At 62.0% G+C, this 25,267-nt stretch carries 24 protein-coding genes, 1 tRNA gene and 2 pseudogenes; 16 read left to right on the top strand and 11 right to left on the bottom strand.

The features are described from left to right. Nucleotides 1–66 precede the first annotated feature (66 nt). Nucleotides 67–2,547, top strand: coding sequence for a heavy metal translocating P-type ATPase (locus tag NO887_RS10340; RefSeq protein ID WP_256418209.1), 2,481 nt, complete (start codon nt 67–69; stop codon nt 2,545–2,547). 81 nt (nt 2,548–2,628) lie between these two features. Here the strand turns inward: NO887_RS10340 and pdxS are convergent, their stop codons facing one another. Both pdxS and NO887_RS10330 read right to left on the bottom strand, forming a co-directional pair. Next, nucleotides 2,629–3,537, bottom strand: coding sequence for a pyridoxal 5'-phosphate synthase lyase subunit PdxS (gene pdxS, locus NO887_RS10335; RefSeq protein WP_256418208.1), 909 nt, complete (start codon nt 3,535–3,537; stop codon nt 2,629–2,631). An 85-nt stretch (nt 3,538–3,622) separates the two neighbouring features. Further along, a complete protein-coding gene (locus tag NO887_RS10330) occupies nt 3,623–4,174 on the bottom strand; it encodes a J domain-containing protein (protein WP_256418207.1) in 552 nt (183 codons plus the stop codon). Between the two features lie 116 nt (nt 4,175–4,290). On the opposite strand from NO887_RS10330, the gene mutS reads away from it, so the two are divergent. Beyond that, nucleotides 4,291–7,128, top strand: coding sequence for a DNA mismatch repair protein MutS (gene mutS, locus NO887_RS10325; RefSeq protein WP_256418206.1), 2,838 nt, complete (start codon nt 4,291–4,293; stop codon nt 7,126–7,128). Next, nucleotides 7,118–8,890, top strand: coding sequence for a DNA mismatch repair endonuclease MutL (gene mutL, locus NO887_RS10320; protein ID WP_256418205.1), 1,773 nt, complete (start codon nt 7,118–7,120; stop codon nt 8,888–8,890). The genes mutS and mutL overlap by 11 nt, the downstream gene beginning before the upstream one ends. Before the next feature lie 10 nt (nt 8,891–8,900). Here mutL and NO887_RS10315 read toward each other — a convergent pair whose 3' ends face one another. Beyond that, nucleotides 8,901–10,508, bottom strand: a complete 1,608-nt coding sequence (locus tag NO887_RS10315) for a PAS domain-containing protein (RefSeq protein ID WP_379811735.1) — start codon at nt 10,506–10,508, stop codon at nt 8,901–8,903. A gap of 224 nt (nt 10,509–10,732) precedes the next feature. On the opposite strand from NO887_RS10315, the gene NO887_RS10310 reads away from it, so the two are divergent. The 10 genes from NO887_RS10310 to NO887_RS10265 all read left to right on the top strand — a co-directional run bounded on the left by NO887_RS10310 (nt 10,733) and on the right by NO887_RS10265 (nt 18,560). Further along, nucleotides 10,733–10,805: transfer RNA gene (locus NO887_RS10310), tRNA-Arg, on the top strand. A 173-nt stretch (nt 10,806–10,978) separates the two neighbouring features. Then, nucleotides 10,979–11,158 (top strand): hypothetical protein, encoded by a 180-nt coding sequence (locus NO887_RS10305; RefSeq protein WP_256418204.1) that lies wholly within the window; start codon nt 10,979–10,981, stop codon nt 11,156–11,158. 355 nt (nt 11,159–11,513) lie between these two features. Then, nucleotides 11,514–13,424, top strand: coding sequence for a hypothetical protein (locus tag NO887_RS10300; protein WP_256418203.1), 1,911 nt, complete (start codon nt 11,514–11,516; stop codon nt 13,422–13,424). A 101-nt stretch (nt 13,425–13,525) separates the two neighbouring features. After that, nucleotides 13,526–13,873, top strand: a complete 348-nt coding sequence (locus NO887_RS10295; protein WP_256418202.1) for a hypothetical protein — start codon at nt 13,526–13,528, stop codon at nt 13,871–13,873. Continuing rightward, nucleotides 13,873–14,277 (top strand): DUF8023 family protein, encoded by a 405-nt coding sequence (locus NO887_RS10290; protein WP_256418201.1) that lies wholly within the window; start codon nt 13,873–13,875, stop codon nt 14,275–14,277. The genes NO887_RS10295 and NO887_RS10290 overlap by 1 nt, the downstream gene beginning before the upstream one ends. A 144-nt stretch (nt 14,278–14,421) precedes the next feature. Next, a complete protein-coding gene (locus NO887_RS10285; RefSeq protein ID WP_256418200.1) occupies nt 14,422–16,098 on the top strand; it encodes an Env/VP5 family phage fusion protein in 1,677 nt (558 codons plus the stop codon). Nucleotides 16,099–16,102: 4 nt separating this feature from the next. Beyond that, nucleotides 16,103–16,636: a DUF8063 family protein gene (locus NO887_RS10280; RefSeq protein ID WP_303652295.1), complete on the top strand. Its 534-nt coding sequence runs from the start codon at nt 16,103–16,105 to the stop codon at nt 16,634–16,636. After that, nucleotides 16,633–17,469 (top strand): DUF8125 domain-containing protein, encoded by an 837-nt coding sequence (locus NO887_RS10275; RefSeq protein ID WP_256418198.1) that lies wholly within the window; start codon nt 16,633–16,635, stop codon nt 17,467–17,469. The genes NO887_RS10280 and NO887_RS10275 overlap by 4 nt, the downstream gene beginning before the upstream one ends. Beyond that, nucleotides 17,462–17,614, top strand: coding sequence for a hypothetical protein (locus tag NO887_RS10270; RefSeq protein ID WP_256418197.1), 153 nt, complete (start codon nt 17,462–17,464; stop codon nt 17,612–17,614). The genes NO887_RS10275 and NO887_RS10270 overlap by 8 nt, the downstream gene beginning before the upstream one ends. Then, entirely contained in the window at nt 17,601–18,560 is a 960-nt protein-coding gene (locus NO887_RS10265) for a hypothetical protein (RefSeq protein ID WP_256418196.1), read from the top strand. Before NO887_RS10270 ends, NO887_RS10265 begins: the two co-directional genes overlap by 14 nt. A 163-nt stretch (nt 18,561–18,723) precedes the next feature. Here NO887_RS10265 and NO887_RS10260 read toward each other — a convergent pair whose 3' ends face one another. Both NO887_RS10260 and NO887_RS10255 read right to left on the bottom strand, forming a co-directional pair. Then, entirely contained in the window at nt 18,724–19,704 is a 981-nt protein-coding gene (locus tag NO887_RS10260) for a hypothetical protein (RefSeq protein WP_256418195.1), read from the bottom strand. A 305-nt stretch (nt 19,705–20,009) separates the two neighbouring features. Continuing rightward, nucleotides 20,010–20,321: a hypothetical protein gene (locus NO887_RS10255; RefSeq protein WP_256418194.1), complete on the bottom strand. Its 312-nt coding sequence runs from the start codon at nt 20,319–20,321 to the stop codon at nt 20,010–20,012. Between the two features lie 98 nt (nt 20,322–20,419). On the opposite strand from NO887_RS10255, the gene NO887_RS10250 reads away from it, so the two are divergent. Both NO887_RS10250 and NO887_RS10245 read left to right on the top strand, forming a co-directional pair. After that, nucleotides 20,420–20,584, top strand: a complete 165-nt coding sequence (locus NO887_RS10250) for a hypothetical protein (RefSeq protein ID WP_256418193.1) — start codon at nt 20,420–20,422, stop codon at nt 20,582–20,584. Continuing rightward, nucleotides 20,581–21,624: a tyrosine-type recombinase/integrase gene (locus NO887_RS10245; protein ID WP_256418192.1), complete on the top strand. Its 1,044-nt coding sequence runs from the start codon at nt 20,581–20,583 to the stop codon at nt 21,622–21,624. The genes NO887_RS10250 and NO887_RS10245 overlap by 4 nt, the downstream gene beginning before the upstream one ends. 440 nt (nt 21,625–22,064) lie before the next feature. Here NO887_RS10245 and NO887_RS10240 read toward each other — a convergent pair whose 3' ends face one another. Then, nucleotides 22,065–22,478 (bottom strand): hypothetical protein, encoded by a 414-nt coding sequence (locus NO887_RS10240; protein WP_256418191.1) that lies wholly within the window; start codon nt 22,476–22,478, stop codon nt 22,065–22,067. 233 nt (nt 22,479–22,711) lie between these two features. Beyond that, a complete protein-coding gene (locus tag NO887_RS10235; protein ID WP_256418190.1) occupies nt 22,712–23,050 on the bottom strand; it encodes a hypothetical protein in 339 nt (112 codons plus the stop codon). Nucleotides 23,051–23,143: 93 nt separating this feature from the next. Here NO887_RS10235 and NO887_RS10230 point away from each other — a divergent pair, with 93 nt between their 5' ends. Continuing rightward, nucleotides 23,144–23,458, top strand: coding sequence for a hypothetical protein (locus tag NO887_RS10230; RefSeq protein WP_256418189.1), 315 nt, complete (start codon nt 23,144–23,146; stop codon nt 23,456–23,458). Between the two features lie 360 nt (nt 23,459–23,818). On the opposite strand, the gene NO887_RS10225 is transcribed toward NO887_RS10230, so the two are convergent. From NO887_RS10225 to NO887_RS10215, 4 genes and pseudogenes are all read right to left on the bottom strand, one after another. Next, a complete protein-coding gene (locus NO887_RS10225; RefSeq protein WP_256418188.1) occupies nt 23,819–24,100 on the bottom strand; it encodes a type II toxin-antitoxin system RelE family toxin in 282 nt (93 codons plus the stop codon). Continuing rightward, nucleotides 24,097–24,375, bottom strand: coding sequence for a ribbon-helix-helix domain-containing protein (locus NO887_RS10220; RefSeq protein WP_256418187.1), 279 nt, complete (start codon nt 24,373–24,375; stop codon nt 24,097–24,099). Before NO887_RS10220 ends, NO887_RS10225 begins: the two co-directional genes overlap by 4 nt. A gap of 42 nt (nt 24,376–24,417) precedes the next feature. Continuing rightward, nucleotides 24,418–24,792: pseudogene (locus NO887_RS18585) on the bottom strand (tyrosine-type recombinase/integrase); the annotation flags it as partial. A gap of 45 nt (nt 24,793–24,837) precedes the next feature. Beyond that, nucleotides 24,838–25,187, bottom strand: a pseudogene (locus tag NO887_RS10215) (type II toxin-antitoxin system death-on-curing family toxin); the annotation flags it as partial. Between the last annotated feature and the right edge of the window lie 80 nt (nt 25,188–25,267).

Raw genomic sequence — 25,267 nt, 5'->3', positions numbered from 1 at the left:
AACGAACGTACCTGCGGACGAAACCGCGGTCGCTCGGTCCAGCGATCTCCGAGAGCACGACACCGCATGACAAGTTGCACGCTCTGTGATCTGCCGACGGGAGCCGATCCCCACACCGCTCCCGATGTCGACGGCGAGTTCTGCTGTCGGGGGTGTCTCGCCGTCGCGCGTTCGCTCGACGACGCCGACGACCTCGACCTCGTCGAGGAGCGCCGCCCAGACGCGGAACCCGACGACGACTTCGACGGGGAGACGACGTTCCTCCACGTCGACGGGATGCACTGTGCCACCTGCGAGTCGTTCCTGGAGATGACGGCGGGCGAACAGCCGGGCGTCGCGGCCGCCGAGGCGAGCTACGCGACGGACACGATCCGGGTCGACTACGACCCAGACGCCGTGACCGCCGAGGAGCTTCCGGAGCGGCTGTCGGTCGCCGGCTACTCCGCGAGCGACCGGGCGGACCCGGACTCCGACAGCGACGGTGCCGCAGTCGTCCGGTTCCTCATCGGCGGCGGGTTCTTCGGGATGATGGCGATGGTGTGGTACGTCCTCTTTTTATACCCGACCTACTTCGGATTCGACCCACTCGTCGACATCGGCGGGGTCTCGGGCACCTACCTGTTCGCGCAGGTGTGGGTGTTTGCCTCCATCGTCCTGTTTTACACCGGATATCCAATACTCAGGGGCGCGTACGTCAGCCTCCGCGCGCGCCAGCCGAACATGGACCTGTTGGTGTCGCTTGCGGCGGTGAGTTCGTACGCGTACAGCACGCTCGCGATGTTTCTCGGTCGGACCGATCTCTACTTCGACGTGACGATCGCCGTCATTCTCGTCGTCACCGCGGGCACCCACTACGAGTCGCGGATCAAACGACGCGCGACGGGCGTCCTCAGCGAGTTGACGACCGCGAGGGACCGCGAGGTCCGGACCGAGGCCGGCGAGTCGGTCTCGGTGGATGCGGTCGATCCCGGCGACCGCCTGCTCGTTCGCCCCGGCGAGCGCGTGCCGCTCGACGGGACCGTCGTCGAGGGGACCGCCGCCGTCGACGAGGCGCTCGTCACGGGCGAGTCGCTGCCGGCGACGAAACGCGAGGGCGACGTCGTGCGCGGCGGGACGGTGGTGACGGACGCGCCGGTCGTCGTCGAGGTCGGCGACGACGCCACGAGCACGCTCGACACCCTCGTCCGCCTGTTGTGGGAGATCCAGAGCTCCCGCTCCGGGGTCCAGCGGCTTGTCGACAGGCTCGCGACCGTATTCGTCCCGCTCGTCGTCGTCGTCGCGGTTCTGGCGGCGGGGGCGACCGTCGCGCTCGGCGAATCGCCGACGAACGCCGCGCTCGTCGGACTCACGGTGCTCATCGTCTCGTGTCCGTGCGCGCTCGGCCTCGCGACGCCGCTCGCGGTCGCCGCGGGGATCCGCGACGCCGCGCGCCGCGGGATCGTGATCGTCTCCGACGCCGTCTTCGAGGACGCCGCGGATGTCGACACGGTCGTCCTCGATAAGACGGGGACGCTCACCGACGGCGAGATGCGGCTGCTCGATACGGTCACGCTCGACGATACCGACGCGGTGTCGGTCGATTCCGCCGCCGGCAACACGGCGGACGACACCGTCGCAGTCGATGCCGAGACCGTCCGCCGGCGCGCCGCCGCGGTAGAACGTGCCTCGTCGCACCCGATCGCGGAGGCGATAGTCGAGGGAGTGGCGGGGGACGGCGAGGCGGACGGATCGGACCGACCGGACGGGCGACCGGCGGTCGCAGACGGCGGGGCGGCGGCCGGGACCGACGACTCCGGTTCGGTGGCAGCGTCGGCCGCCACTGTCGAGGTGACCGATCGGGGGGTCTCGGGTCGCGTGGAGGGGTCAGATGTCGTCGTCGGGCATCGGTCGCTGTTCGCGGGCGAGTCGTGGCGCATCCCGGACGCGCTGGTGGCGGCCGGGACGGCCGCAGAGCGCGACGGCACCGTCCCGGTGTACGTCGGGTGGGACGGCGCGGTGCGGGGCGTCCTCGTCGTCGGCGACGAGGTCCGGGACGGATGGGAGGCGGTCGTCGACGACCTCGCGGCCGACGGTCGCCGCGTCGTCGTGCTCACCGGCGACGCCCCCGAGGCGGCCCGGCGGTTCGAGGCGCACGCGACCATCGACGAGGTGTTCACCGAGGTCCCGCCGGAGGGGAAAGCCGAGACAGTGCGGCGGCTCGCCGCGACGGAGCGCGTCGCAATGGTCGGCGACGGGAGCAACGACGCGCCGGCGCTCGCGGCCGCCGACGTCGGCGTCTCCATTGCGAGCGGGACCGACCTCGCGGCCGACGCCGCGGACGCCGTGCTGCTCGACGACCGTCTCTCGGCCGTTCCGGAGCTGTTCGCGGTCACACGCGGGACGAACCGACGGCTCAAACAGAATCTCGGCTGGGCGTTCTGTTACAACGCGGTCGCGATTCCGCTGGCCGTCGCGGGCGTTCTCAACCCCCTCCTCGCGGCGCTCGCGATGGCGACGAGCAGCGTTCTCGTGGTCACGAACTCCGCCCGCAGCGTAGTCTCGGAGTGAGTTGCCGTCGCGAGAGTCTAGGGCTGACGCCGCAAGAAGCCATCGCGCCGCCGATGGAGACGACGGCGACGACCGATCCAATCAGACGCCGCGTCCCTGCAGCTGCTCTTCCTCGGGGATGTCGGCGTTCGATTGCCCTTTCATCCCCTTGCCGATCCCGCTCGCGATGTCGGCGAGTTCGTCGGGGTCGTCCCAGTTGTTGACGGCTTCGACGATCGCGTTTCCCATCTCGACGGGGTCCTCCGCGCCGAAGATGCCGGAGCCGACGAAGATGCCGTCACAGCCGTGGTACATCATCAGCGCGGCGTCCGCCGGCGTCGCGATACCGCCTGCGGCGAAGTTGACGACGGGGAGGCGTCCGGCCTCAGCGGTCTCGTGGACTAGGTCGCGGGGCGCGCCGTGATCGCGGGCCCACGCCTCGCGCTCCTCGTAGTTCAGTCCGGTGAGCGTGCGGATCTGGTTTTTGATGGTGCGCTGATGGTGGACGGCTTGGTTCACATCGCCGGTGCCGGCCTCGCCCTTCGTCCGGATCATCGCCGCGCCCTCGCGGATTCGCCGGAGCGCTTCGGGGAGGCTGCGGGCACCGCAGACGAACGGGGACGCGAACTCCCGTTTGTCGATGTGGTACTCGTCGTCGGCGGGCGTGAGCACCTCCGACTCGTCGATCATGTCGACACCGAGCGACTCCAGGATCTCCGCCTCCTTGCGGTGGCCGATCCGCGACTTCCCCATCACCGGGATGGAGACCTCGTCGATGATCTCGGTGACGTTGCTGGGGTCGGGCATCCGGGCGACGCCGCCGCGCTTGCGAATGTCGGCGGGGACGGCCTCAAGCGCCATCACCGCGACCGCTCCGGCGTCCTCCGCTATCCGCGCCTGCTCGCGGGTGACGACGTCCATGATCACGCCGCCCTTCTGCATCTGCGCGAAGCCGCGCTTGACTAGGTCAGTCCCCCGCTTCAGATCCGCCAGATCCGTGGCCTCTGCCATGCCCTATCGGAGGGTCGCCGACCACTTAACGAGTGGCTTTCGGGCGTCAACGGTCCATACGCGGGCGGGCGGTAGCCGAGAAATCCTACTCTTTCAGCGCTTCATACGCCTCGTTCAGCTCCTTGAACGCCTCCTCGTTGCCGTCTTCTCCGTCCGGATGGAGCCGCTTCGCCCGCTCGCGGTAGGTCGACCGAACGGTCTCCTGATCCGCCGTCCGATCGAGCCCGAGCGTCTCGTAGGCCTCGCGTTCGGACATCTCACCCCGGGGCGCGCGGTCCCGCGGGTTGCTGCCGCTCGCACCCACCCCTCGCCGTGTTCCGGCGGCTTCGCGAGTGCGATCCGCCCCGAATCCCCCGTCGGTCGCGCCGCTCCGTCGGTGCGCCGCGCGCCGGTGTTCGGTGGCTCTGGCGCGCTGGCGAGCGCGCTCGCGCTCTCTCGGACCGACGCGGCCGGCCTCGCGGCGTACGCGGTCGCGGAGCCGGCCGCTCGCTTGGTACCAGAGGAAGTACGAGACGAGCCCGAACGGGAGAGAGACGGCCAGCAGGACGGGTGAGACGACGATCCCGGAGATGACCAGTAGGGCTGTCAGTCCGATGAACGTCGCGGCCATGCCGACCACGATCGAGCGGTTCTCCACACGTCCGATCGGAGGCGCACGCGTGTAAAACTCTCGGGGGAACGCACGACGCCGGGGGACCTAACGTCTCCGTCGCCTCCGCACGGTTTATGTCCGCGGGCGTCTCGGTTCGTGATATGCCAACGGCGGACCGAGAGACGGTGACGGGGCTCCCGCCGGGGATCGCCGCGGCCCGTGACGAACTGACGCCGATGCTCTCGCAGTACGCGGATCTGTGTGCCGCCCACGGGGACGCCCTCGTGTTGTTCCAAGTCGGCGACTTCTACGAGGCGTTCTGTGAGGCCGCCGAGACGGTCGCGCGGGTTTGTGAAGTGACGCTCACAGAGCGCTCCGACTCGACCGGCGACTACCCCATGGCCGGGATCCCGATCGACAACGCCGGCCCCTACCTCGAAACGCTGCTCGACGCCGGCTACCGCGTCGCGCTCGGCGACCAAGTGGAGGACGCGGAACAGGCCTCGGGACTCGTCGACCGCGCCGTCACCGAGGTGATAACGCCCGGCACCGTCGTCGAGGACGACCTCCTCGACGCGGGAACGACGAACTACGTCGCGGCGGTGGCGGGCGGCGACGGCCGCTCAGACGACAGAACGGCCGAAGACGCCGGATACGATGAATGGGCCGGCCCCGCCGGCTGCGACGCGTCGGTCGGTCTCGCCGCCGTCGATGTCTCGACCGGGGAGTGTCTCGTCACCGCCGGCGACCCCGAGACGGTCGCCGGGGAACTGGACCGGATCGCGCCGGCAGAGCTCATCGTCGGCCCGGACGCACCCGCGTTCGATCCCGCGGACGCCAACCGCGGCTGGACGACGCACGACCACGATCCCGGCGTCTTCGACCTCCGAGCCGCGACCGAGCGGCTGGAGCCGTACCTCCCGTCACCGGACCGACGCTTCGACGAGGACGCGGCGCTCCGCGCGGCGGGGGCAGTGCTCGCGTACGCCGAGTACACGCAGGGCGACGACGGACCACTCTCGTACGTCACCCGGATCCGACGGTACGACCCGCGAGACAGGCTCCGGCTCGACGCGGCCGCCCAGCGTAGCTTAGAGCTGTTCGAGAACCGCGGCCTCGGCGCGAGCGACACGCTGTTCGACGTGCTCGACCGGACGAACTGCGCGCTCGGTCGCCGGTGTCTGGAGCGCTGGCTCCGCCGACCGCTGGTCGACCCCGACGCGATCGCCGGCCGGCACGATGCGGTCGAGGAACTCGTAGACCGCACGCTGGTCCGCGAGGCGGTCGGCGACTCCCTCGCCGCAGCGTACGACCTCGAACGGCTCGTCGGTCGCGTTTCTCGGGGCCGCGCTGACGCCCGCGATCTCCGGTCGCTGCACGCGACGCTCGCAGTCGTCCCGGAGCTGAAGGCGGTGCTCTCGGGCGTCTCTGACGAGACGGACGCAACCACGGACGCCGGGGGTGCCGACACCGAGGATGCCGACGCGCTCCCTCAGTCCGACCACCTCCGCGACCTCCGCGGCCGGCTCGACGAGTTGGAGGAGATCAGAGCGCTGATCGACTCGGCGATCGCCGTCGATCCGCCACAGGAGATCACGGAGGGTGGCGTGATACGCGAGGGGTTCGACGCCGACCTCGACGACCTGCGGGCGACCGAACGCGAGGGGCGCGAGTGGATCGCGGACCTAGAGGCGCGCGAGCGCGAGCGGACCGGGATCGACTCGCTGTCGGTGGGCCACACGCAGGTCCACGGCTACTACATCGAGGTGACGGACGCCAACCGCGACCGAGTTCCGGACGACTACCGCCGGAGACAGACGCTCAAGAACAGCGAGCGGTACGTCACGCCGGAGTTGAAAGAGCGAGAGGACGCGATCGTCGGTGCCACGGAGCGGGCTGACGCCATGGAGTACGACCTGTTCGTCGACGTCCGCGAGCGCGTCGCCGACGAGACCGAGCGAATTCAGGCGCTCGCGGACGCGATCAGCGAGATCGACGCGCTCGCCTCGCTCGCGACCGTCGCCGTCGAGAGCGGGTACGTTCGCCCGGAGATCGTCGATGACCCCGACGCGGGGATCGAGATCGAGGGGGGACGGCATCCCGTCGTCGAGCGCTCCGAGGCGTCGTTTGTCCCGAACGACGCGACCCTCCCCCGAGGCTCCGTCACCCTGATCACCGGGCCAAACATGAGCGGGAAGTCCACGTACATGCGGTCCGTCGCGCTCGCGGTCGTGCTCGCACAGACCGGCTCGTTCGTCCCAGCGCAGGCGGCCGAGCTGCCCGTCTTCGACCGGCTGTTCACCCGCGTGGGTGCCTCCGACGACATCGCGGGGGGACAGTCGACGTTCATGCGCGAGATGAGCGAACTGACAGAGATTCTCCACGACGCCGGCCCCGACTCGCTCGTACTCTTGGACGAGGTGGGTCGCGGAACGGCCACGACCGACGGGCGCGCCATCGCCCGCGCCGCCGCCGAATTCGTCCACGACGAGCTTGGGGCGACGACGCTCTTCGCGACGCACTACCACGAACTCACCGACCTCGCGGACCGGCACGATCGCGTCCGCAATCTCCACTTCGCCGCCACCCGCGACGACGGTGACGTGACGTTCCTCCACCGGGTCGTTCCCGGCGTCTCCTCCTCGTCGTACGGCGTCGAAGTCGCCGAGCTCGCTGGCGTTCCCACGCCCGTCGTCGAGCGGGCCCGGTCGATCGTGGCGGGCGAGGGTCGGGGAGCTACTGACGACTCATCGAACACCGACGCCGACACACCGGACGCCGCCCTCGATGAGTTCATCGACGAGAACACCGAGAATGTCGGAACCGCCGGAGATATGTCCGGTGAATCGTCGGACCCCGGCGGTGAAGACACACGCGCCGCCGAGGATCCCCCTGATCTCATCGCCGACCTCCGCGATCTCGACATCGCGCGCATGACGCCGATAGAGGCGCTAAACACCTTACACGACCTCCAGTCACGGGCCGACGATGACGGGTGATAGCGTCGACGACGACTCGGACGCGTCGTCGGTCCGTCGGCTCGATCCCGCCACGGTCGACCGGATCGCGGCCGGCGAGGTCGTCACCCGACCGGCCCGCGTCGTCGCCGAACTGATCGACAACGCGCTCGACGCCGACGCCTCCCGCGTCGAGGTCGCGGTCGCGGGCGACGGGACCGACCGGATCCGCGTCGTAGACGACGGCCACGGCATGGGCCGCGAGGACGCACATCGGGCCGTCGAGCGGCACGCGACGAGCAAGTTGGCACCCGACGGCGACCCCGTCGGCGTCAACTCGCTCGGCTTCCGCGGCGAGGCGCTCGCGGCCATCACCGACGCCGCGCGGCTCGAACTCGTCACGAACGACGGCGGCGCGGTCGGTACCCGAGTCGTCCTCGACGGGACGGTCGCGGACGGAAGGGCGACGGACGAAATGGCGGACCGAAAAAAGATGCCCGAATCCGACCCGTGCCAGCCGACGGTCTCCGACGCCGGCCGCGCCCGCGGCACCACCGTCGTCGTCGAGGACCTGTTCACGACTCGGCCCGCGCGCCGCGAGTCGCTCGCGGGAGCGGCCGCCGAGTTCGCGCGGGTCTCTTCGCTCGTCGCGGACTACGCGCTCGCGAACCCCGGCGTCGCGTTCACGCTCGACCACGACGGGTCGCGGACGCTGTCGACGTCCGGCTCGGGGATCACGGACGCGCTATTGGGCGTGTACGACCGCGAGACTGCGAGCCGCTCGACCGAACTTGACGCGAGCGCTGCGGTCGATCCCAAACGTAGGGACGGACCCGACTCAATCGAGGTGACCGGCGTCCTCGTGTACCCCTCGATTACCCGCGCCTCGCGCGACCACGTCCGGATCTCGGTGAATGGACGACCGGTCCGCAACGACCGCCTCGCGGCCGCGGTCCGCGCCGGGTACGGGCGGCTCCTCCCGGACGGCAGAGAGCCCGTCGCCGCGGTCGATGTCTCGATTTCGGCGACCCGCGTGGATCCGAACGTCCACCCGGCGAAGCGAGAGGTGGGACTCCGCGACGCCGATGCGGTCGCCGACGCGATCGAGACGGCCGTCGCCGACGCCCTCACCGGTGCGGACCTCCGACGGAGAGAAGCGGTCGAAACCGGTCTCGACGCCGCGCTGGAGCCCGTCGGCGGCGAGGACGGAGAGCGTCCGGCGGCGTTCGCGGACGCGGAGCCGATCGGGACGTTCCGCGACCTCTACCTCCTCGTCGAATCCGGCGACGACCTGCTCGTCGTCGACGGCCACGCCGCCCACGAGCGGGTGAACTACGAGCGGCTCGCACGGGTGTTCGACGGCGACCCCGTCCCGACAGTGTCACTCGATCCGCCGGCGACCGTCTCGCTGTCGGCCGACGAGGCCGCGGCGGCGGCGGCGCACGCGGACGCCCTCGACGCGCTCGGATTCGAGACGGAACGGTTCGGCGGCGACACGGTCCGGCTCCGGTCCGTCCCCGCGCCGTTCGGACGGACACTCGACGGCGACGGGTTCCGCGAGGCGCTCGCCGGGCTCGATGCCGGGGAACGGCCGCGGGACGCTCGCGAGACGCTGCTCGCGGACCTCGCGTGTCATCCGTCCCTGAAACGCGGTGATATCGGTGACTTGGCTCCCGACGCACAACGAGCGCTCGTCGACCGGCTCGGTGAGTGTGACCGGCCGTACGCGTGCCCCCACGGTCGGCCGACGGTTCTCGCCGTCGACAAAGCGACGTTCGCTGCGGCGTTCGAGCGGGATCGGTGAACGAGTCCGTTCACCGATCGATCCACGGTTCGGTCCCGGCGGTCTTGGGCCCCGGTGCGCAGACCTCGAAGCACGCGCCGTCGATATCGCCTTCTGCGACCGTGCTGCTCTCGCCGCCGACGGCCTCGCGCTTGCTCTCGCCGACTCGTGCGATGTCGACCGCTTCCTCGCGAAGCGTGATCTCCCAGCCGTGTGACTCCACGATCTCCCTGACGATGTCGAGCCCGTACCCCGTTCCGTCCTCGCGGGTTGTCACGCCCGGCTCGAACACGCGGTCGCGGTGGTCCGGATCGACTCCCGGACCGTCGTCGGCGACGAGGAACCCCGTTCCGGTCGCGGTCACGACGACGGTGAGACTCGTCTGATCTGTCGTGTCATCGGTCTCTTCCGCAGTGCCGTGTTCGATGCAGTTTCGGAACAGGTTCTCGAACGCCTGCCGCAGACGGCCGCGGTCGCCTCTGACTCGCGCCTCAGCGTCGACGACGAGGGTGGCGTCGGGGCTCCCGGCAGTCCCCCACGCGTCGCGGACGACTCCGTCGAGCGTGAACTCCGTCGGCTCGTCGATCCCCGACCCTTGGCGCGCGAGCGTCAGTAGCTCGGAGACGAGCTGGTCGATCCGATCGACCGCGCGCTCGCCGCGGGCGAGCGGCGTCGTGTCGTCTCTGAGCCGTGCCATCTCCATCGACGCGCGTATCACGGACAGCGGGTTCCGCAGGTCGTGCGAGACGATGCTTGCGAACCGATCGAGCCGTTCGTTGCGGTCGGTGAGCCGCCGCTCTCGCGCCCTCCGTTCGCTCACGTCTCGCGAGTTGAGGAGGAGCCGTCCTCCGACGCTGTCGCCGGGCAGCGACCGCGTCTGTGACTCCAGCCAGACCCAGTCGCCGTCAGCGGTACGGTACCGGTACTCGAGCGTCGGGGTCGCGTCCGGTTCGGTGAGCGCGTGGTAGAACCGCTCCGTCACGCGTTCGCGGTCGTCTGGATGGACGTAGCCGAGCGGTGAGCGACCCACAGTTGACCCTTGCTCGTACCCGAGCACCTCCTCGATCGATGGACTCTCGTACCTGACTCGACCGTCCGCGTCGACGACGGTCACGAGGTCGGTGCCGTACTCCAGAAACCGTCGGAACCGCTCCGGAAATGTCTGATCGACGTCGACGCGACGCACGGTGACGACGCGCCCGCCGAACTCGGGTGCCAACTCCTCGTCGACGACCGACTCGACCCAGACGAATCCCCCGTTCGCGTGTCGGATGCGATGGGTGACGGTTCGATCGGTCGCGACCGCGGAGAGCCCGTCGGAGACGGCCGTACGGTCGTTCGGATGCACGTACGACAGCAGATCGTCGCCGGTCAGCGCCTCCCGCTCGACACCGATGACGTCCGGGACCGACGGCCCCGCGAACACCACCTCGCCGTCGACTGCGACCGCGGCGACGAACCTGTCCATCCTCGGCGCGTTCGGACCGCTCCCAACGGGTGTGGCGTCGTCGCTCGATCCCTCGCGGTCGGCAGCCGCCTTCTCAGAACGCTTCTCTCCCTTCCGAGACCCGTCGGTTCGGGGCCGTTCGGTACCACTGCGGAGCCCCGCTCGCGTTTCGTTGGTCGATCGGAAGGTCACGCTTGTCACGGACTACGATCGGTAACAGATAAATCCGCTCCCTCTGGGAATCGAATTTGATAATCTACGAGACAATCGGCAGACATCACCAAGATCCGTCGAATGTAGGGCTGATATTCGTCTGAAGCTCTCGGTACTCGATCGGTGGTTCGTGTGTCGTCTTCGTCACATCGGAGACACAGAGTCAGAAGCGTTAAACGCTCTCCAGCGATATTCGGCCGTGAGGGCGCGTAGCTCAGCGGACAGAGCACTTGGTTCCGGACCAAGATGCCGCGGGTTCAAATCCCGTCGCGCCCGTCTGAAATTAACTCGCGGCAGAGCAAAAGAAAACCAGCCGATAGGCTATTCTACGACGCCGAATCCCGCACTTTAGCGTCTGAGAAAAGTCGTTCAGAACCCGCGATAAGTTTCTCTTCAAAACCACCCCATCGCAGTCGGGCGGTTTCCTCCGCAAAACGGGGTGGTTTCTGGTGAGCCTCGGTTCAGAGTCGAACTCTCACTGTCACCTCACTGCCACTGGTCCGGGTGAGTTCTGGTGTCCGGTCTGCGGCCAGCGGTGTACGCAGAACTCGACGAGCGGGATCGAGTACGGTCACCGCCTCGACTGTGACCGTCGTCCATCCGAACTTGCGAATCCGCTCGAAGAGTGACGGGCACAGCTGCGCGCCGGTCCACCTCCCTACGGATTCGGCTCTGTCGCTCGTCGATACTCGAGGCGAGCCCTGACAATCTCTCCAAGCGGTCGACGACCTTGCGGTCCGTGAGGTCCGCCGGACGCGGACCGAACGGCGTCGACCGCGCACAGGCGACCTTCGGTCGCCAAACGAGTGGCGGTGCGGTCGTGGTGTCGCGCACACCGGGAGGTGAGCGATGAGTGCGCCGCGGGAAGCGGATGCGGCTGCGGCTTGGCTATCCAACGGGACTTACCCCGCGTCGAACGATACAGGCCCTAACTCTCCAGAACTCTCACTCCGACCTCCCGACCTCCCGACTGTCGAAGAGCGTGTGTCTGGAATCATCGAGCGATACGAAGATCGCGTCTTCGAGCCCGTTTCCACAGTCCACGGTCGGAAGCTTCGCGAAGAAGTTCTTGAAGAACCCGAAACCGTCCTCCGAACCGTCGATATCGGCGAAAACCAACAGAAGTCTGTCGAAGAAACAGTGTCCCGCGACTCACTCCCGCTGATTGCTGCCATCGAAGAAATGCTCGACTGGTACGAGGGATATCGGGACAAGTTCCTCCGGATGGCTCGCGGCTCCGAGATTCGGAACGACTATGAATCGTTCCTTATCGACATGGACAACAGCCTCACACCAAAGTATCAATCAACCCAATACGCACGTCTCAAGGCACTCAAGCGTCAATTCATGGGCGGCAAATATCCCTGCGGACGTACCTGTGAAGCCGAATACGCCGAACCGGTCACGGTACTGTTCGGTCTGACTGCTTCGTCGCTCGGTTCCGATGGGTCATTTCGTCCGATGGCAGACCACGATCGGGAGATTCGCGACGCGTGGTCCGGGTCGTCAAACTCGGTGAAGCGAACACTGCGCTACGTACTGGAAGACACACTCGGCCTATCGCCCGGCGAATACGCTTGGTGGTGGCAGTCTGAACCGCATCCCGGTCCACAGAAAGACGCAACCGGATACTCACACAGCCACCCGGTCGTCATCTTCGATGCAGCTGCGACCTCGACCCCGACGAGTGTCGCAATCGACCCAGAAACATACCGGCCGATCGTCGCGAAACACGTCTCCGAATGTGAGGGTGCCGGCTGGTCCGCTCACAACATCGAGATGGCCGTAACAGTCCGCGAAGACGACGACATTCAAGATTTCGCGGGCTACGTCTCCGAATACCTCGCTGTCGCCCCAGATGAAGATCTCCTCGAACGATCTGATGAATACCTCATGTGGGCGGCCTCGCAGTGGGCGACGACAACTCAGAAATACAGCCGATCGCGGTGGGCGACCGCCGCGTGCAAAGCCGACGCTTGCCAACAGCAGTATTTCGACCCTGAGACTGAGCAAACCGTTCCACATGGCGACTCTATTGTTCGTTCCTCGAAACCGGGACTTACCTACGAATGCGCGGAGTGTGGGTCACCTCACGGTATCGACCAGTCTGAATCCCTCGCTCAGTCACGGCTCTCCGAATCGACCACCGACCAGGAACAAACCGACGGCGGTGAGCAAGAACGGACGCTTGCAGAGCGATGGCCGTCGGCCCGCTCGGCCGGATCGCTCGGGTCGGAAACACGCGCTCGGCGATGTGATCACGACGAACCCGATACCTGCCCGCTGTGTGCGACTGAAACCGAAGCGCCAAATCATACGATATCGGGAGAGGTGCCGATACCGCAATCTGCGGAAGCTCCGCCTGCTGAGAGACATCGAGACGGGTTCGAGCGGGAACCTGAATGGGCACCGGATGCTGTCGTGCAACTCTCTACCGAGGAGGAAACGGAAATCGGCTCGCCCGGCGGTACGGCCTACGGCACGATCGTCGTCGAGGGCACTGGCTCGATAATGGATCGAACCGACCTCCCGTACCTCCCGCAGCCCGCTGTGCTTAGTGGTCCGGAACCGTGGGAGAATACATCGCTGTTCGACGAATTCGACGTTCGTTCCGGTCGGGTTCCACCGCCGGAGCTGATCGCCCGCGAATGGTCCGAAACCGTACAGGCTAACGGTCGGGTGACACCGAAACAGTGGTCTGACGACTGGTACACCACCCGATTTGAGAGGCAGTCGTCTCCGCCTGAATCGATGCTTTGTGAGCAAGAGCGAGTTGCCATCAAGGAGCTGGTCGAGTCGACCGGTGAAACCTCGCCGATCTCCATCGCCGGGCAGCTCATGCTTCCACCGTCCGCGCTCGACGAAATCCGCTCGACCGTCAAAAGTACTATATAAAAAGAATAAATGATGGCTTTGCTTGCTACTGATTCTGAGTTTTACTTTCACTGTGCACAGTTGTCCCATTTATCTACAAGTTTCGCACACTACCAATTGTAATGGCGAGCGAAATGCCAAGTGCGCCGGACGGATTCGTTGACGCCGCCGCGCCTACGTCGGATGGATCGGAAGCGATCGAACTCTCCCCCGGTGAAACCATGACCGGGCCTGTGCTCGACATCTCCGAGGGAGAAGGAGACTACGGCTCGTGGTTCCGGCTCACTATCAAGGACCAGGACCGCGGCGTCGAGGACTACTTCGCCAAAGACGAGGTGAAGACTGCGCTCAAGCAGGGGAATCTCGAACGCGGAGATACGGTCTGGATCGGTCGCGGAACCGAAGAAGTCGAGATGGACGACGGTGAGACGTACATCCCGACCTTCTGCAAGATTCCGGGTAACGACTGATGGCGTCATCCTACTCGAACTCGATGCAGTCGGTCGTCGCCGACTACACGCACCTGCGGACGATCCCCGCGCTCCTGTCGGTCGCGTTCGTCGCTGCTGGTCTCTACCAGTTCGGCGGTATCACCGACATCACGCTCGTCTGGCTCTCGAACTACACGCTCACGGCGCAACACGCGACCTACGTTTCGCTCGGTGCGTACGTGGTCGCATTCGCCAGCAGTGAGACGAAATCGTTCGAGCACTACGAGCAGTCGGAGCAGGTCGCTATCGCAGCTGGTCCGCTCCTGATTCTCGGCTACCAGTACGTGCCACAAGTCGCGGACATCGTGAACACGAGCAGCAACGTCGGCCCGATCGTCGCGTTCCTCGCGACGGTCGTGGCGTGGGGCGTCGCTGTTCGGTAATCACTCTCCGACTTCACCATTATGCCTACCAAAAATGACACAACCACTAGCGGTAACGCCTCTCCAAGCGCTCCTACTCGGGACGCTTTGGACTCTGACAGTGATGCTGTTCGGTCTGGCTCTCGTCTTGGCCGCCGGACCTTCGTGAAGGGACTCGGCGCGTCTGCTGTCGCCGCCGCTGGCCTCTCGTACGAGCACGGACCGGTTGGCAACACGCAAGCCGTCGCCCCGCTCGTCGCTGGCGCGCTCGCTGCTGGCGCGCTCGGCTTCGGCTGGTCGATGCGCGACTCCGAAATCATCGGTGCTGACGCACCTCCTGAGGGGCTGACGGCTGACGTGCTCAAACAGCAGATGTATGAGACTGCTCGCACCCGGAAATCGACGAACGCGAGCACTATCGTCGACAATGAAAACATTCTCGATGGCGTCGAACATATTGCCTACACGGAGGCAAAGATCGCCGCCATCGAGGAGCTAAACGCTGGCTCCACTGAGTCTGATGTTCTCTCCGCTGCGCAAAACGCTATTGATGCGTACTTTGCCACCGTTGAGGAAAACCTGCTCAAGTCGTGGAATGAATCCGTCCGGGAGGTTGACGGTATCGTTTCGAATGTCGAAAATCACCCGGACCTTTCACTTGATACCGATCCTCAAAAGCTTGACTACGTCGGATCGTCTCGGGACTTCGAGGGGTCTCCCATCTACCGGGAGATGGACCTAACGCTCTCTGATGGGTCCACGTTCACCCTTCTCCAAATTGACGACGCTACTGACATGAGTGACCACTACTCTCGGTTTGACCCTACGCAGAAAGACGATTCTCTCGCACAATGGGGTGCCAATTATGTCGCCGTGGTTGGTCCTTCTGAGTCGGTCACCTACATGAAGTTCTCTGATTGGAACTCCATCTACTCTACGCTCCAATCTAACTACGCTCTTGTCTCAGATAGCATCTCGACGTGGGTCACGTCCGTCTACGGTGACGTTCAGTCCGGCGAAATCGAAGTCTCCGAACTCGTCACACCTCGTGAACGCGCCTCCATGATGGCCGAAGAAGAAGGCACCTCACGGGCTATCGCCGACCTCGTCGCACTGAATCAGCCTGTCGACCTCGAACGCGAAGCCACGATCACGGTCGACAGCACCGGCGCGACCATGACTGGCTCGTTCGGACTTTCTGACTCGTCTGATGGTCCGCTCGAAGCCGGTACAACCTACAACCCGGCTAACTTCGCTGGTGATGTTTACTTCACCACGGACCTGAGTCTCGTCGAGGGCGACTGGTCCGCTATCGAAACCGCCGTCGACGGCGGAACCATCACTATCACCTCGGAACCGTACGAGACCACCGCGATCGAGGTGACGACCACGGCTGAGGAAACCGTCTCGGTCCCGGCTGCTGACTGGACGGACAACGGCGACGGCACATGGTCGCACGACGCGTCGGGCGACCTCGAAACGCCTATCACGGAAGTCGACTCGGCGCGCTTCCACGCGACTGCGACCGAAACGCAGTACGAAACGCTCGGCCTCGAAAGCTCGTTCACCGTCGACGAACTCGTCAACACCGAAACCGGCGAGTCTGCTGACTCGACCTCCTTCACCTCGTCCGAGCCGCAGGACGATTCGAACTATATCACACAGGAGGAGTGGGACGACCTCGAACAGCAGAATCAAGAGCTGATCGAGAAGTACGAGAACAGCCAAAACAACGGCGGTGGCGGCCTCGACCTCTCCGGCCTCGACATGTTCGGGCTTCCGGGGGAGATCGTCGCGCTCGTCGTTGCTGGTGCCGCCGCACTGTTCGCTTCCTCGAACTAATCCCATGAACTCACGTTTTTTACTTATCGCAGTCGTCGCAGTGGCAACCCTCTCGGGCGGTGTCGCCGCCCAAGACGCCACGAACACGACCGCTGAAACCCCGAACGCAACCGCACAGACTGACGCCTGTACCCAACACATCTCACCGACACTGTCGCTCTGCTCTGCCGAGTACGACGGCAGTGCCGCCGTGCTCGTGCTCGACTCCAAAACCCGTGACCGCATCACTGTCACTGAAGCCGTCGCGCTTTCGGAACCGCGCGAACTCAACAGGCAGTCGTACGTCGTCGACGGACGCACGACAATCCGCTTCGGCGTCCAACCGGCGAGCGGTGCGGCGGGCGTCACGATCGACGACGGAACCACACTGTACGGGATTCCGCTCGAAGCCTCCTCGCCGATCATCGCCGGTCCCTTCACCGCCTCGGATGCACAAGCTGCTGGCCTCGGTGGGGGACTCGGCGTCGCGCTCGTGACCCTGTACATCGTCGCGAAAGTCGTCTACGGACGAGACCAAAAATCAGAGCGAATAGCATGACGCAACACCCACAAACCAAACCTGAACTACCCGCCCATCGTCGATACATCGAGGCGGCCAAGAGCCGCCTGCCTGAGATAATCGCTGGCTCCTCGCTGCTCGCTGCTGGCGCGATGGTCGTCGGCTTCGACCTCGAAGTCCCGCGCTTCTGGTACATCGTCGGTGTCGCCGCTGTCGCCGTCTCGCCCATCGGATTCATGGTCGGACAAAAAGTCACCTCGTGGCTCTACAATCCGTCGTGGATCTACTTGATGGACCTCGACGCCACCGTGCTCGACGGCGCGATCTACCGACTCCCGCCCGATGAGTTCCGCGAGATGGACATTCTCGACGGCGAGGATTTCAAAAATCCGAGCTACGACCTGACGCAACTGTCGCCGAACCTCTATGTCGGCAAACAGGTCGACCTCGAAGACAATACTGTCGTCGGGACGTGGCGCGGCACCCTCGACGACCGCGAGCTAACCCGTGCGCTTCGTGCGGTCCACGAGTGTCGCGGCCAGCTCCAAGACGACGCCCAGCGCGGCTTCATCCTCGAAGCCTCCGCGTTCACGGTTGTCCGCCGGGCCACCCGCAACACGGTGGAGCGTGTGATCGAGCTGTTCGAAGACGGGTCGCTTCCCGATTCGGGTGATGGTATCGGTCGCGCTATCGACCAGGAACTCGAAGCCTTCGGCCTCGACGATGCGACCGACGACGATCTCTCCGACCTCGTGGACGACGAAGACCTCGACGACCTCGACCACAAGTCGGGTTTCGACTTCGGAGAAGCAGAATCGTCGACCAAACAGAACGGTCACGCAGAGAAAACGGAGGTGTCCGTCGATGGGTGACTCCGACCCGCTCGGTGAAGGGCTGTTCTACGTTATGGCCGTCGGACTCGTCGGGTTCGGTTCGTACGGCTTCGACAAGGACGTGATCATGCTCTCGTTCATCATCTTAACGCTGCTCGGGGTGTTGTATCTTGACCGACGTTGACGAAGGAATGCTGACCGCGGCGAAGCTCGCTGAACAGCTCTCGGGAAACCTCGATACGGACCGCGACCTCGCCTCGGGCGCGGGTGCGCTCGCTCCCGACGACGTGGCTGCCTCGGTCTTCCTCGACGATATCGAGCCGGACGTAGAGGGCAAACCCGAGCTGCTGTCGCTCGTCGACCGGACCCAACAGTCCCGGCAGGCATCCGAGGCGATCCGCTCGGGGAACTCGATGCTGCTCTCGCATCTGGTCGGTATCACCGAGCAGGACCTCGACGCCTCGTCACTGCGGCTCCCGCTGCGGCTCGACGAGCTGATGACAAACAACGACGCGACCGCGTTCATCGGCGGTGCCGGAAACCCGAACACGGGAAAGACGAACTTGATGGCTCTGCTCGTGGAACTCCGTTCGGCGACCGTCGACGATCTCCTCGTACTCTCGAACTCGCGGACGTGGGACCGCACGGATATCGTGGTCACGAGCGCGCACGACCTCGCAGTCACCTGCATCGAGCATCGCGACCGGCCGAAGTTCGTGTTTATCGACGAGGGCTCGACCCACTTCGATGCTCGAACACAGAGCTATGAGGTCGCGGCACAGTTCTCTCCGCTCGCGAAGCGGATGGCGAAGGTGAACGTCGACGTGTTCGGAACCGTGTTCCACACGGGCAAGGACTGTCACCCGGAGCTGAAACGGCTGTTCACGACTGCGTTCTTCAAACACTCCAAGAAAGATGTCGACTTCTTCGGCAACTGGCCCGCGGACGCTGACAAACCGACCGATCAGCTGTTCGGTGGGACCGTCGAGAACTTGGAACCCGCGGCCGTGGAACCGGACCCAAACGATGCTGCGCCGTGGGACTGGAACCTCGAACCGGATCTGTTTGCGCTCGATCTCGACTGGCCCGAGCTGCTAGACGTACTCCGCGATCGTGGTCCCGCCGAGTGACGTTGCTGCTGGTAGGCTGCGTTCGATACTCTGGTTAGGCTGGTCAACTGGTCCAGCACGCAACCTCACTCGGTCGGCCCCTCCCACCGACCCGCCCCTCTTTGAGGGTTTCATCAACTGAGGTTCAAACGCGCGACCCCTCCTTGTGGGGGGTCGCGCGTTCCTAGAGGAAGGCTCTCACTACTTCGAACATATTTGAACCAGCAGTAGTGACTTGAGATAAGATCAATTCATACCAGACGTAGCAAACAAATAAGCTAATTAACAAATAAAACGACATGAACGTGAAAAAGAATGGAGTGGGTGAATTGCGGAGATTGATTGCTCTAATACCCGATGAAACACACATGTATAGAAATTTTAGAGTACTATTGGAAAAATCAATAGGATTAGAAAGTATATATTCAACAGAAACATAACAACTTCGGACATATTTATTCATACCACATATTTTATATACTACATAATGTGTATGTGCATATGAAATTATTAATACAGATACAAAGGCTATCACCGGTAAACCAGGGACTAACACCGAGAGATAATGAATGAGTACCAATATGAATATATTCCCACCACTAATTGAGATTATTCCAAGAAAAATAGCCATAGATAGAATAAAAGCAAATATAAATAGACGATAACTATCTGATTGCGTCTGTCTAAGTTCATTCAGTATGTAGTTGTTAGTATTAATTGCATCCTCTAGTGAGTCGGTTTTCCCCGTGTTTTTTATAATTCTGATCTTCTCTTTGTCACTCTGGAATATTGGAGACAGATCTCTAGGCCAGAGTAAGGCTGCTAAATTAGAATAGGCTGTAAGCAAAGCCACCGCAATTGTTAACAGTAGGACTGTCCCCGAAACAATTGACAGAAGAATAGTAAGTGCTACTAGATCGTCTCCAGCACCGAATGGTCGGTCAAATCGACTAACTTCCAACCATGCTCGATCGGGGAGATATACAGTTACAACCCCTACTCCGGTTATTAATACTGAAACAAATCCGATAGTTACGTTCAACAGTCTAGTTGCAGTACGCTGGATATGTTGGTATAGTTTTATTTGATTCGTAAGAACTGTATTAGCCGACTTTTCGGACAAGGTATCCGTTCTATCTTTTTTCTGATCATCTTCTGTACTCATAATTAATATGCACTATTTTTTGTCCACTTTTGTAAATGTCTGGCATCAAGATCTCCTCGCAAGTAAGCTAGTCCCCAACGGGTTATCTCATACATTTCCTTGTCATCCATTATTGGAATGACAAGCTCTCGCTCTATCAAGCGTCTACAACGCTGTTCAATATATTCTGCATCAGTGTCGAGTTGTTGGAACTCTGATCTAGCCGCCATTGTAGAAGGTGACGCCCACGATTCTTCGGAGAGATGTTCAAGAATACGTTCATCAACTGGGTACATCCACCGTCCCATCCGGCGCATTTTCATAATTTAGGCCTCGTCTAAGGTCTCACCTGCATCTCCACCGCTCGATACCTCTGCATTCCCATTCTCTGCCGCGTTGTACTCTCCCTCTAGATACGCCAGCCCCTCGTCGGTCACTTTGTAAATTCCGTTTCCGACTGCGAGGAGCAGTCCGTGTTTCGCGAGTTTTTGGCATCGCTGTCCGACGTACTGTGAGCTGTAGGGGACTCGTGGATGCTCCGCGATCTCGCTCGGAGACATGAACTCCTCATCCGACTCCGCGAATAACTCCAGTATTCGCTCGTCGAGGAGTACCATCCACTTTCCCGACTTTCTCATACACGCTATCTTGTCCGCAGTTTTATATAGGCGAAGATGAGAAACGTTCGATACGGGGGCAAACTATATTTTGTTGTGTTCTGAATAGATTCGTAGACATGGAAACAACTCTATCAAAGTGCTCTGAGTGCGGAGCCTCAATCGATCCACTTCCCGACGACGGATTCACCCGATACGCGCGGCTGGTCGCGGCCTACCTCGACCACTTCGCCGAGGAGCACCCGGACCACGATCTCCTCGACGCCCCGGAGGTCCACCTGTGAGCGACGAGGACCTCCAGCCGATTTCCCCGGCCGAGGCGCGCGACCTCCACCTCGAAGCTCTCCAAGACGAGGCGGCCGACTGGACGTACCAGTCTCACGAGAGTCACCTTCGCGCGTTCATCGAATGGTGCGAGGAGAAGGGAGAAATCGAGAATATGAACGACCTGTCTGGTCGCGACATCTTCCAGTTCCGTCGCTGGCGACGAGAAGGCGGCTACTCGCAGGGGAGAGTCGACGAGATTGCTCCGCGGACTCTTGCCTCCGCGCTCACAGTGGTCCGAGTGTTCATCAAGTTCTGCGGGCAGATCGAGGCGGTCCCCGTTGACTTCTACGAACGGGTGGATCTCCCGTCGCTCACGAAGGATGACCAGGTGAGCGATTCGACGATTCAACCCGAACGCGTCCCTGAGATTCTGAAATATCTCGCCAAGTACGAGTACGCATCTCGCGACCACGCGATATGGGCACTCGTTTGGCACACGGGCGTCCGCCTCGGTGGTCTCCGTGCGCTCGACCTCGGTGACCTGTACGTCGACGTGGACAAGCCACGGATCGAGCTGGTCCACCGGCCGGGGAAGGATACACCGCTCAAAAATCAGATGGACGGAGAGCGGACGAACCGAATCAGCAACCGAGTCGCTGAGATTCTTCAAGACTACATCGACGGTCCCCGCATCGAGAATACCGACGACCACTGTCGCAGTCCCCTGTTCACTACACGCGAGGGGCGGATATCACACAGTGCAGTTCGGAACACGTTCTATCGGTGGACTCGCCCGTGCGCTATCGGTATCAGCTGTCCGCACGGTGAGGACCCAGAGACGTGCGAGTTCACGGACTACACGAAGATGAGCGGGTGCCCATCTGCTCGCTCGCCCCATGACGTTCGGAAGGCGCGGGTCACCCGCTATAGGAACGATAACGTTCCTCGTGCGATCGTCTCGGACCGATTGAATTCCTCCGAGGATGTCCTCGATCTCCACTACGATCGGGCCTCGGACCTCGAAAAAGCAGAGCGACGGTGGGAGTTCCTCGAATGATTACAACCATGTCACGAAACACAAACCGATTCGACGCAAGATGGGTTACCGGAGACCCGTCGCGCCCGTGTTCTCACGTCGCTTCGCTCGTTCGAACACGGGCGCGACTGACCCCCGCTCGTTCGCTCCGCTCACTCGCGGGGATCCCGTCGCGCCCGTATCGTTCTGATCGCATGACTGCGCCGGGGTAGACGCCGTAATAATGCGAGGCGCGTGCTTTCGTTCGATAGCTGGCCGTCCACTGGTGCATCGGTGGGGTTCGCGTACATCCAAACTGGCACAGGGAGAGAAAATCAATCGCCGATTGACTCATTCCTCTTGCGTGATCGGAGGGAATACCCGAATTCCATCAAGATTCGACTATTGAATAGAGGGTGGCTCTGTTGTAGTTCTCTTTTCAGAGATAAGACTATATCAAATAGCCGATCACTGAATACTGCCTATCTAGCATCGTCGTCTTCGTCAACCCATGCTCCGATGAGTGTCTCCTCACCCTCCTGCCGCCACAGGATTTCCACAACGTTCGTTTCCCACAAGAGTTGGAGCCGTATTTCATCGCCATCAATCGTGTCGCTTGGCTCCATCTCATCATCTAACTCAGACCATGCGATGGTGTCTGTCTCTCGGGACTCCCAGTCAACAACAACCTCGCGGAAGTACACATCACCCGCTTGCAGGCTCTCTTGGCCACCCGTATGCTGAACATCTAATCTATTAGCCACATGGTCAGCACCCTGAAACTCAAAAGAAAAACAGGCGGCCTCGTCGCATCTCGTTATCCCATAGTAACCAAGAGCCCCGAATCCGACCGTTGCCGCACCGCCCAAGAGAATGACTCGCCGCTTCAAGGACATACCTGAAACCACATAGTAGTGATAATAGGCTTTTTGACTATTTGTCCTTGTTCCGGTAATTCACTTGAGTTGGGCGTCGTTGGTAATTGCACCACCTGTATTGAGCGATTCGTGAGCACCCTGTCCGGACCAGAACCCAGTTCAGATATATCTCTTTCTGAGGATTTCAACAAAGCCGCTTTGTTGGATCAACAGATTCTCGAAGTACTTGGCGTGCTCCTCGCGGGCAGTCGCTATTCGCCGACGCTGTTGAGCGCACTGTTCAGCTCGAAGAGCTCGCGGACAACATCGCTGTCCGCGACTCGGTACCGACGCGGTGACGTGTTCGGAACTTCCTCGATCAGTTCAACCTCACACAAGAGGTCGGTATAGTTCCCGACGGTCTGACGCGTTACGCCGGCGTGTTCTGCGAGCTCGGTTTTGTTGAACTCGCGGTTCGGCGGCAGATCAAGCAACGCATCTACGAGAATCGGAATCGCGTCGTGTTGCGTGAGGTAGAACCACCCGCTCGGGTGCTCCTTCCGGAGCTGCTTCTTCGCTCCGCGGTCATCCGCCTGCTCCATACTGCTCATACAGAGAGACACCGCCTGAGTGTGTATAAGTGTTCCCACTACTGTTAACGGTCATTAACAGCATTTATGTACAAGTGGATTCACTCCCGCGATATGGAGAAGCCGTCGGTGAAATGTGCCCTCTTGGCGACGATGATAGCGAAGCACAAGTGGGGAACACCGATCAGCGAGGATGCCCTTCTCAATCTCTCGGCGATCGACGGCGACTACCCGACTGCGCGTGACGTCTACGCGGACCTTCGACGCGAACCCTACATCACCCACCGCGGAAACCGTGGTATCGAACTCAACAAGAGCCGCTTCGACGAGCTCGCTGATGTCCTGTACCACGAGTGTGGCTGGGAAGCGTGGGAGATCGACAGTCGCCTGAAACACTACGAGGGTATCGACGAGCACGATTGGAAGTGAGCCCCCGATGCTGAACGATTGGACGACTGCGATCTGTGAGTGATTTCCTTATATTTTACTGAATGAACATCTCCAGATAATCACTTAGATCTCAAGCGATTGAATGTTTCTCAGGAAGACGCCAATAGTGAATAGGAGATGTTCACCTGAACGAAGCAAGGCGTCGTTTGCTGAAGCCAAAAACAGAGTTTCAGACGTTTAACGTCGGTTTTGCGCCAAAGAACTTTAGCAGTCGATGGAACAGTCGAAAAACCGGGCAAAAGGCTCGTTGAACTCGATGACTGCTGGAGTATTATTGATAGATTATACCCGGTATTCATTGGATCTAATACTTTTCTCAGTACAGATGGCGTACGGATTTCAATCGTCGCCTCTGTACGCGTTTCCACCCCGCTTTCTGATCGTGACCACGTAGAGAATTTGTTGTTCGCGATCGGCACGGCATCCGAGGCGGAACTGTCCAACCCGAAGCTTCTGATGTGGCGCTCCCGCGAGCGGTTCGAGGTGGTCTGTCGGCTCCCGCCATTGATCGGTAACGACTTCCTCAAGCTTCGAGATGATCCGGTCGCGAGCGTATTCGTCGAGTGTGTCGAGTTGTCTTTTCGACCGATCGGTGAGCTTCCAGTCCCACCCCTCGCTCATCGCTCACTCGTATCTTCACGTCCGTACCCCGCTTTGATCTCCTCGCTGGAGTGTGTCCGGCCTTCCTGAATGTCGACCTCACTCGCAGCGATAGCCTTGAGATCCGCACGGTTGAACTCGGGATGTTTCACCGCGTCACGGAGTACGTCGCGAACGAACTCGCTACGGCTGTTGTACCCCAACTCTTCCCACGTCGCGTCGACGTCGGAGAGAAACGTCTCCGTTATTCGGATGTTGACCGTCGTTTTTTCCGGCGGTGAACTGGCTTCGGACATGCTACTGTGTTGAAATTGTGTAGCAATAACCGTTACGACAAATCAGATATTGTCGAGATACCCCCGTCGCTGTTCCATCCTTTCGCGCTGACTCCGCCGGTCGTAGTGTTCGTCGAGAACACCTGCAGTCACGTTTGCGCGATCACTGACAACCTCTTTCGGAACATCACTGTTCAGGTGGTGAGTGATACCACCACGCCGAAGGGCGTGTGGACTGACGCTCGAGGGACAGTCGAAGGCGGCGGTATACTCCATCGCCTCACAACTCTCTGGATCACGGTCATGTGGTCACTCTCCAGTGGAAACACAGAGCCTTGTGTACCTGTAGCAATCTCTCCGGAGCGTCGACCAATGTGCACGCCCGTCTACTGTCGATACGAGTGGTTGCCTGCCAAACTCGTCGGTGATGTCGTTTCTGTTCCCTCTTCGGTGGCCATGCCTGCAAGAACGCGTCGAACGCCGTTAATCGTTCGCGTCCGACGAATCGCCTGTCAACTCCGATAGCCCGTACCGGACGAGTTCGTCTCGCCACGCTTTGATCTCATCAGCCAGATCGAGTGCTTCGGTGTGGGATCGGAGATAGTCGTTGTGTCCTCCTCATCGACAGCCGCTTCGTCGGTGCCGAACGCTTTCAGTATCGTCCTCACTTCGCTGTCGCACTCGAACCGATACCCGTTGAGGAAGTAGAAGACAACTGTCACGTTGAGCGCGGTGCGTTTGTTTGCATCGACGAAGGGGTGATTGGCAACAAGAAGTCGGAGAAGGTGATAGGCCTTCTCGTGGATGGTTTCCGGCGATGAATCGAAGTTCCCCTCGATGTCCGTGACCCACGCAACCGTTCGGGGCCACTAGGCCGATGAGCGTGTGGGAGTGTCCGACCAATCCACGGGAA

Origin of the sequence: Halorubrum laminariae, assembly GCF_024494655.1 — an archaeon.
Taxonomy (GTDB): domain Archaea; phylum Halobacteriota; class Halobacteria; order Halobacteriales; family Haloferacaceae; genus Halorubrum; species Halorubrum laminariae.
Note: the sequence above shows the minus strand (reverse complement) of the source record. Positions and strands in the feature narration are given on the sequence as shown.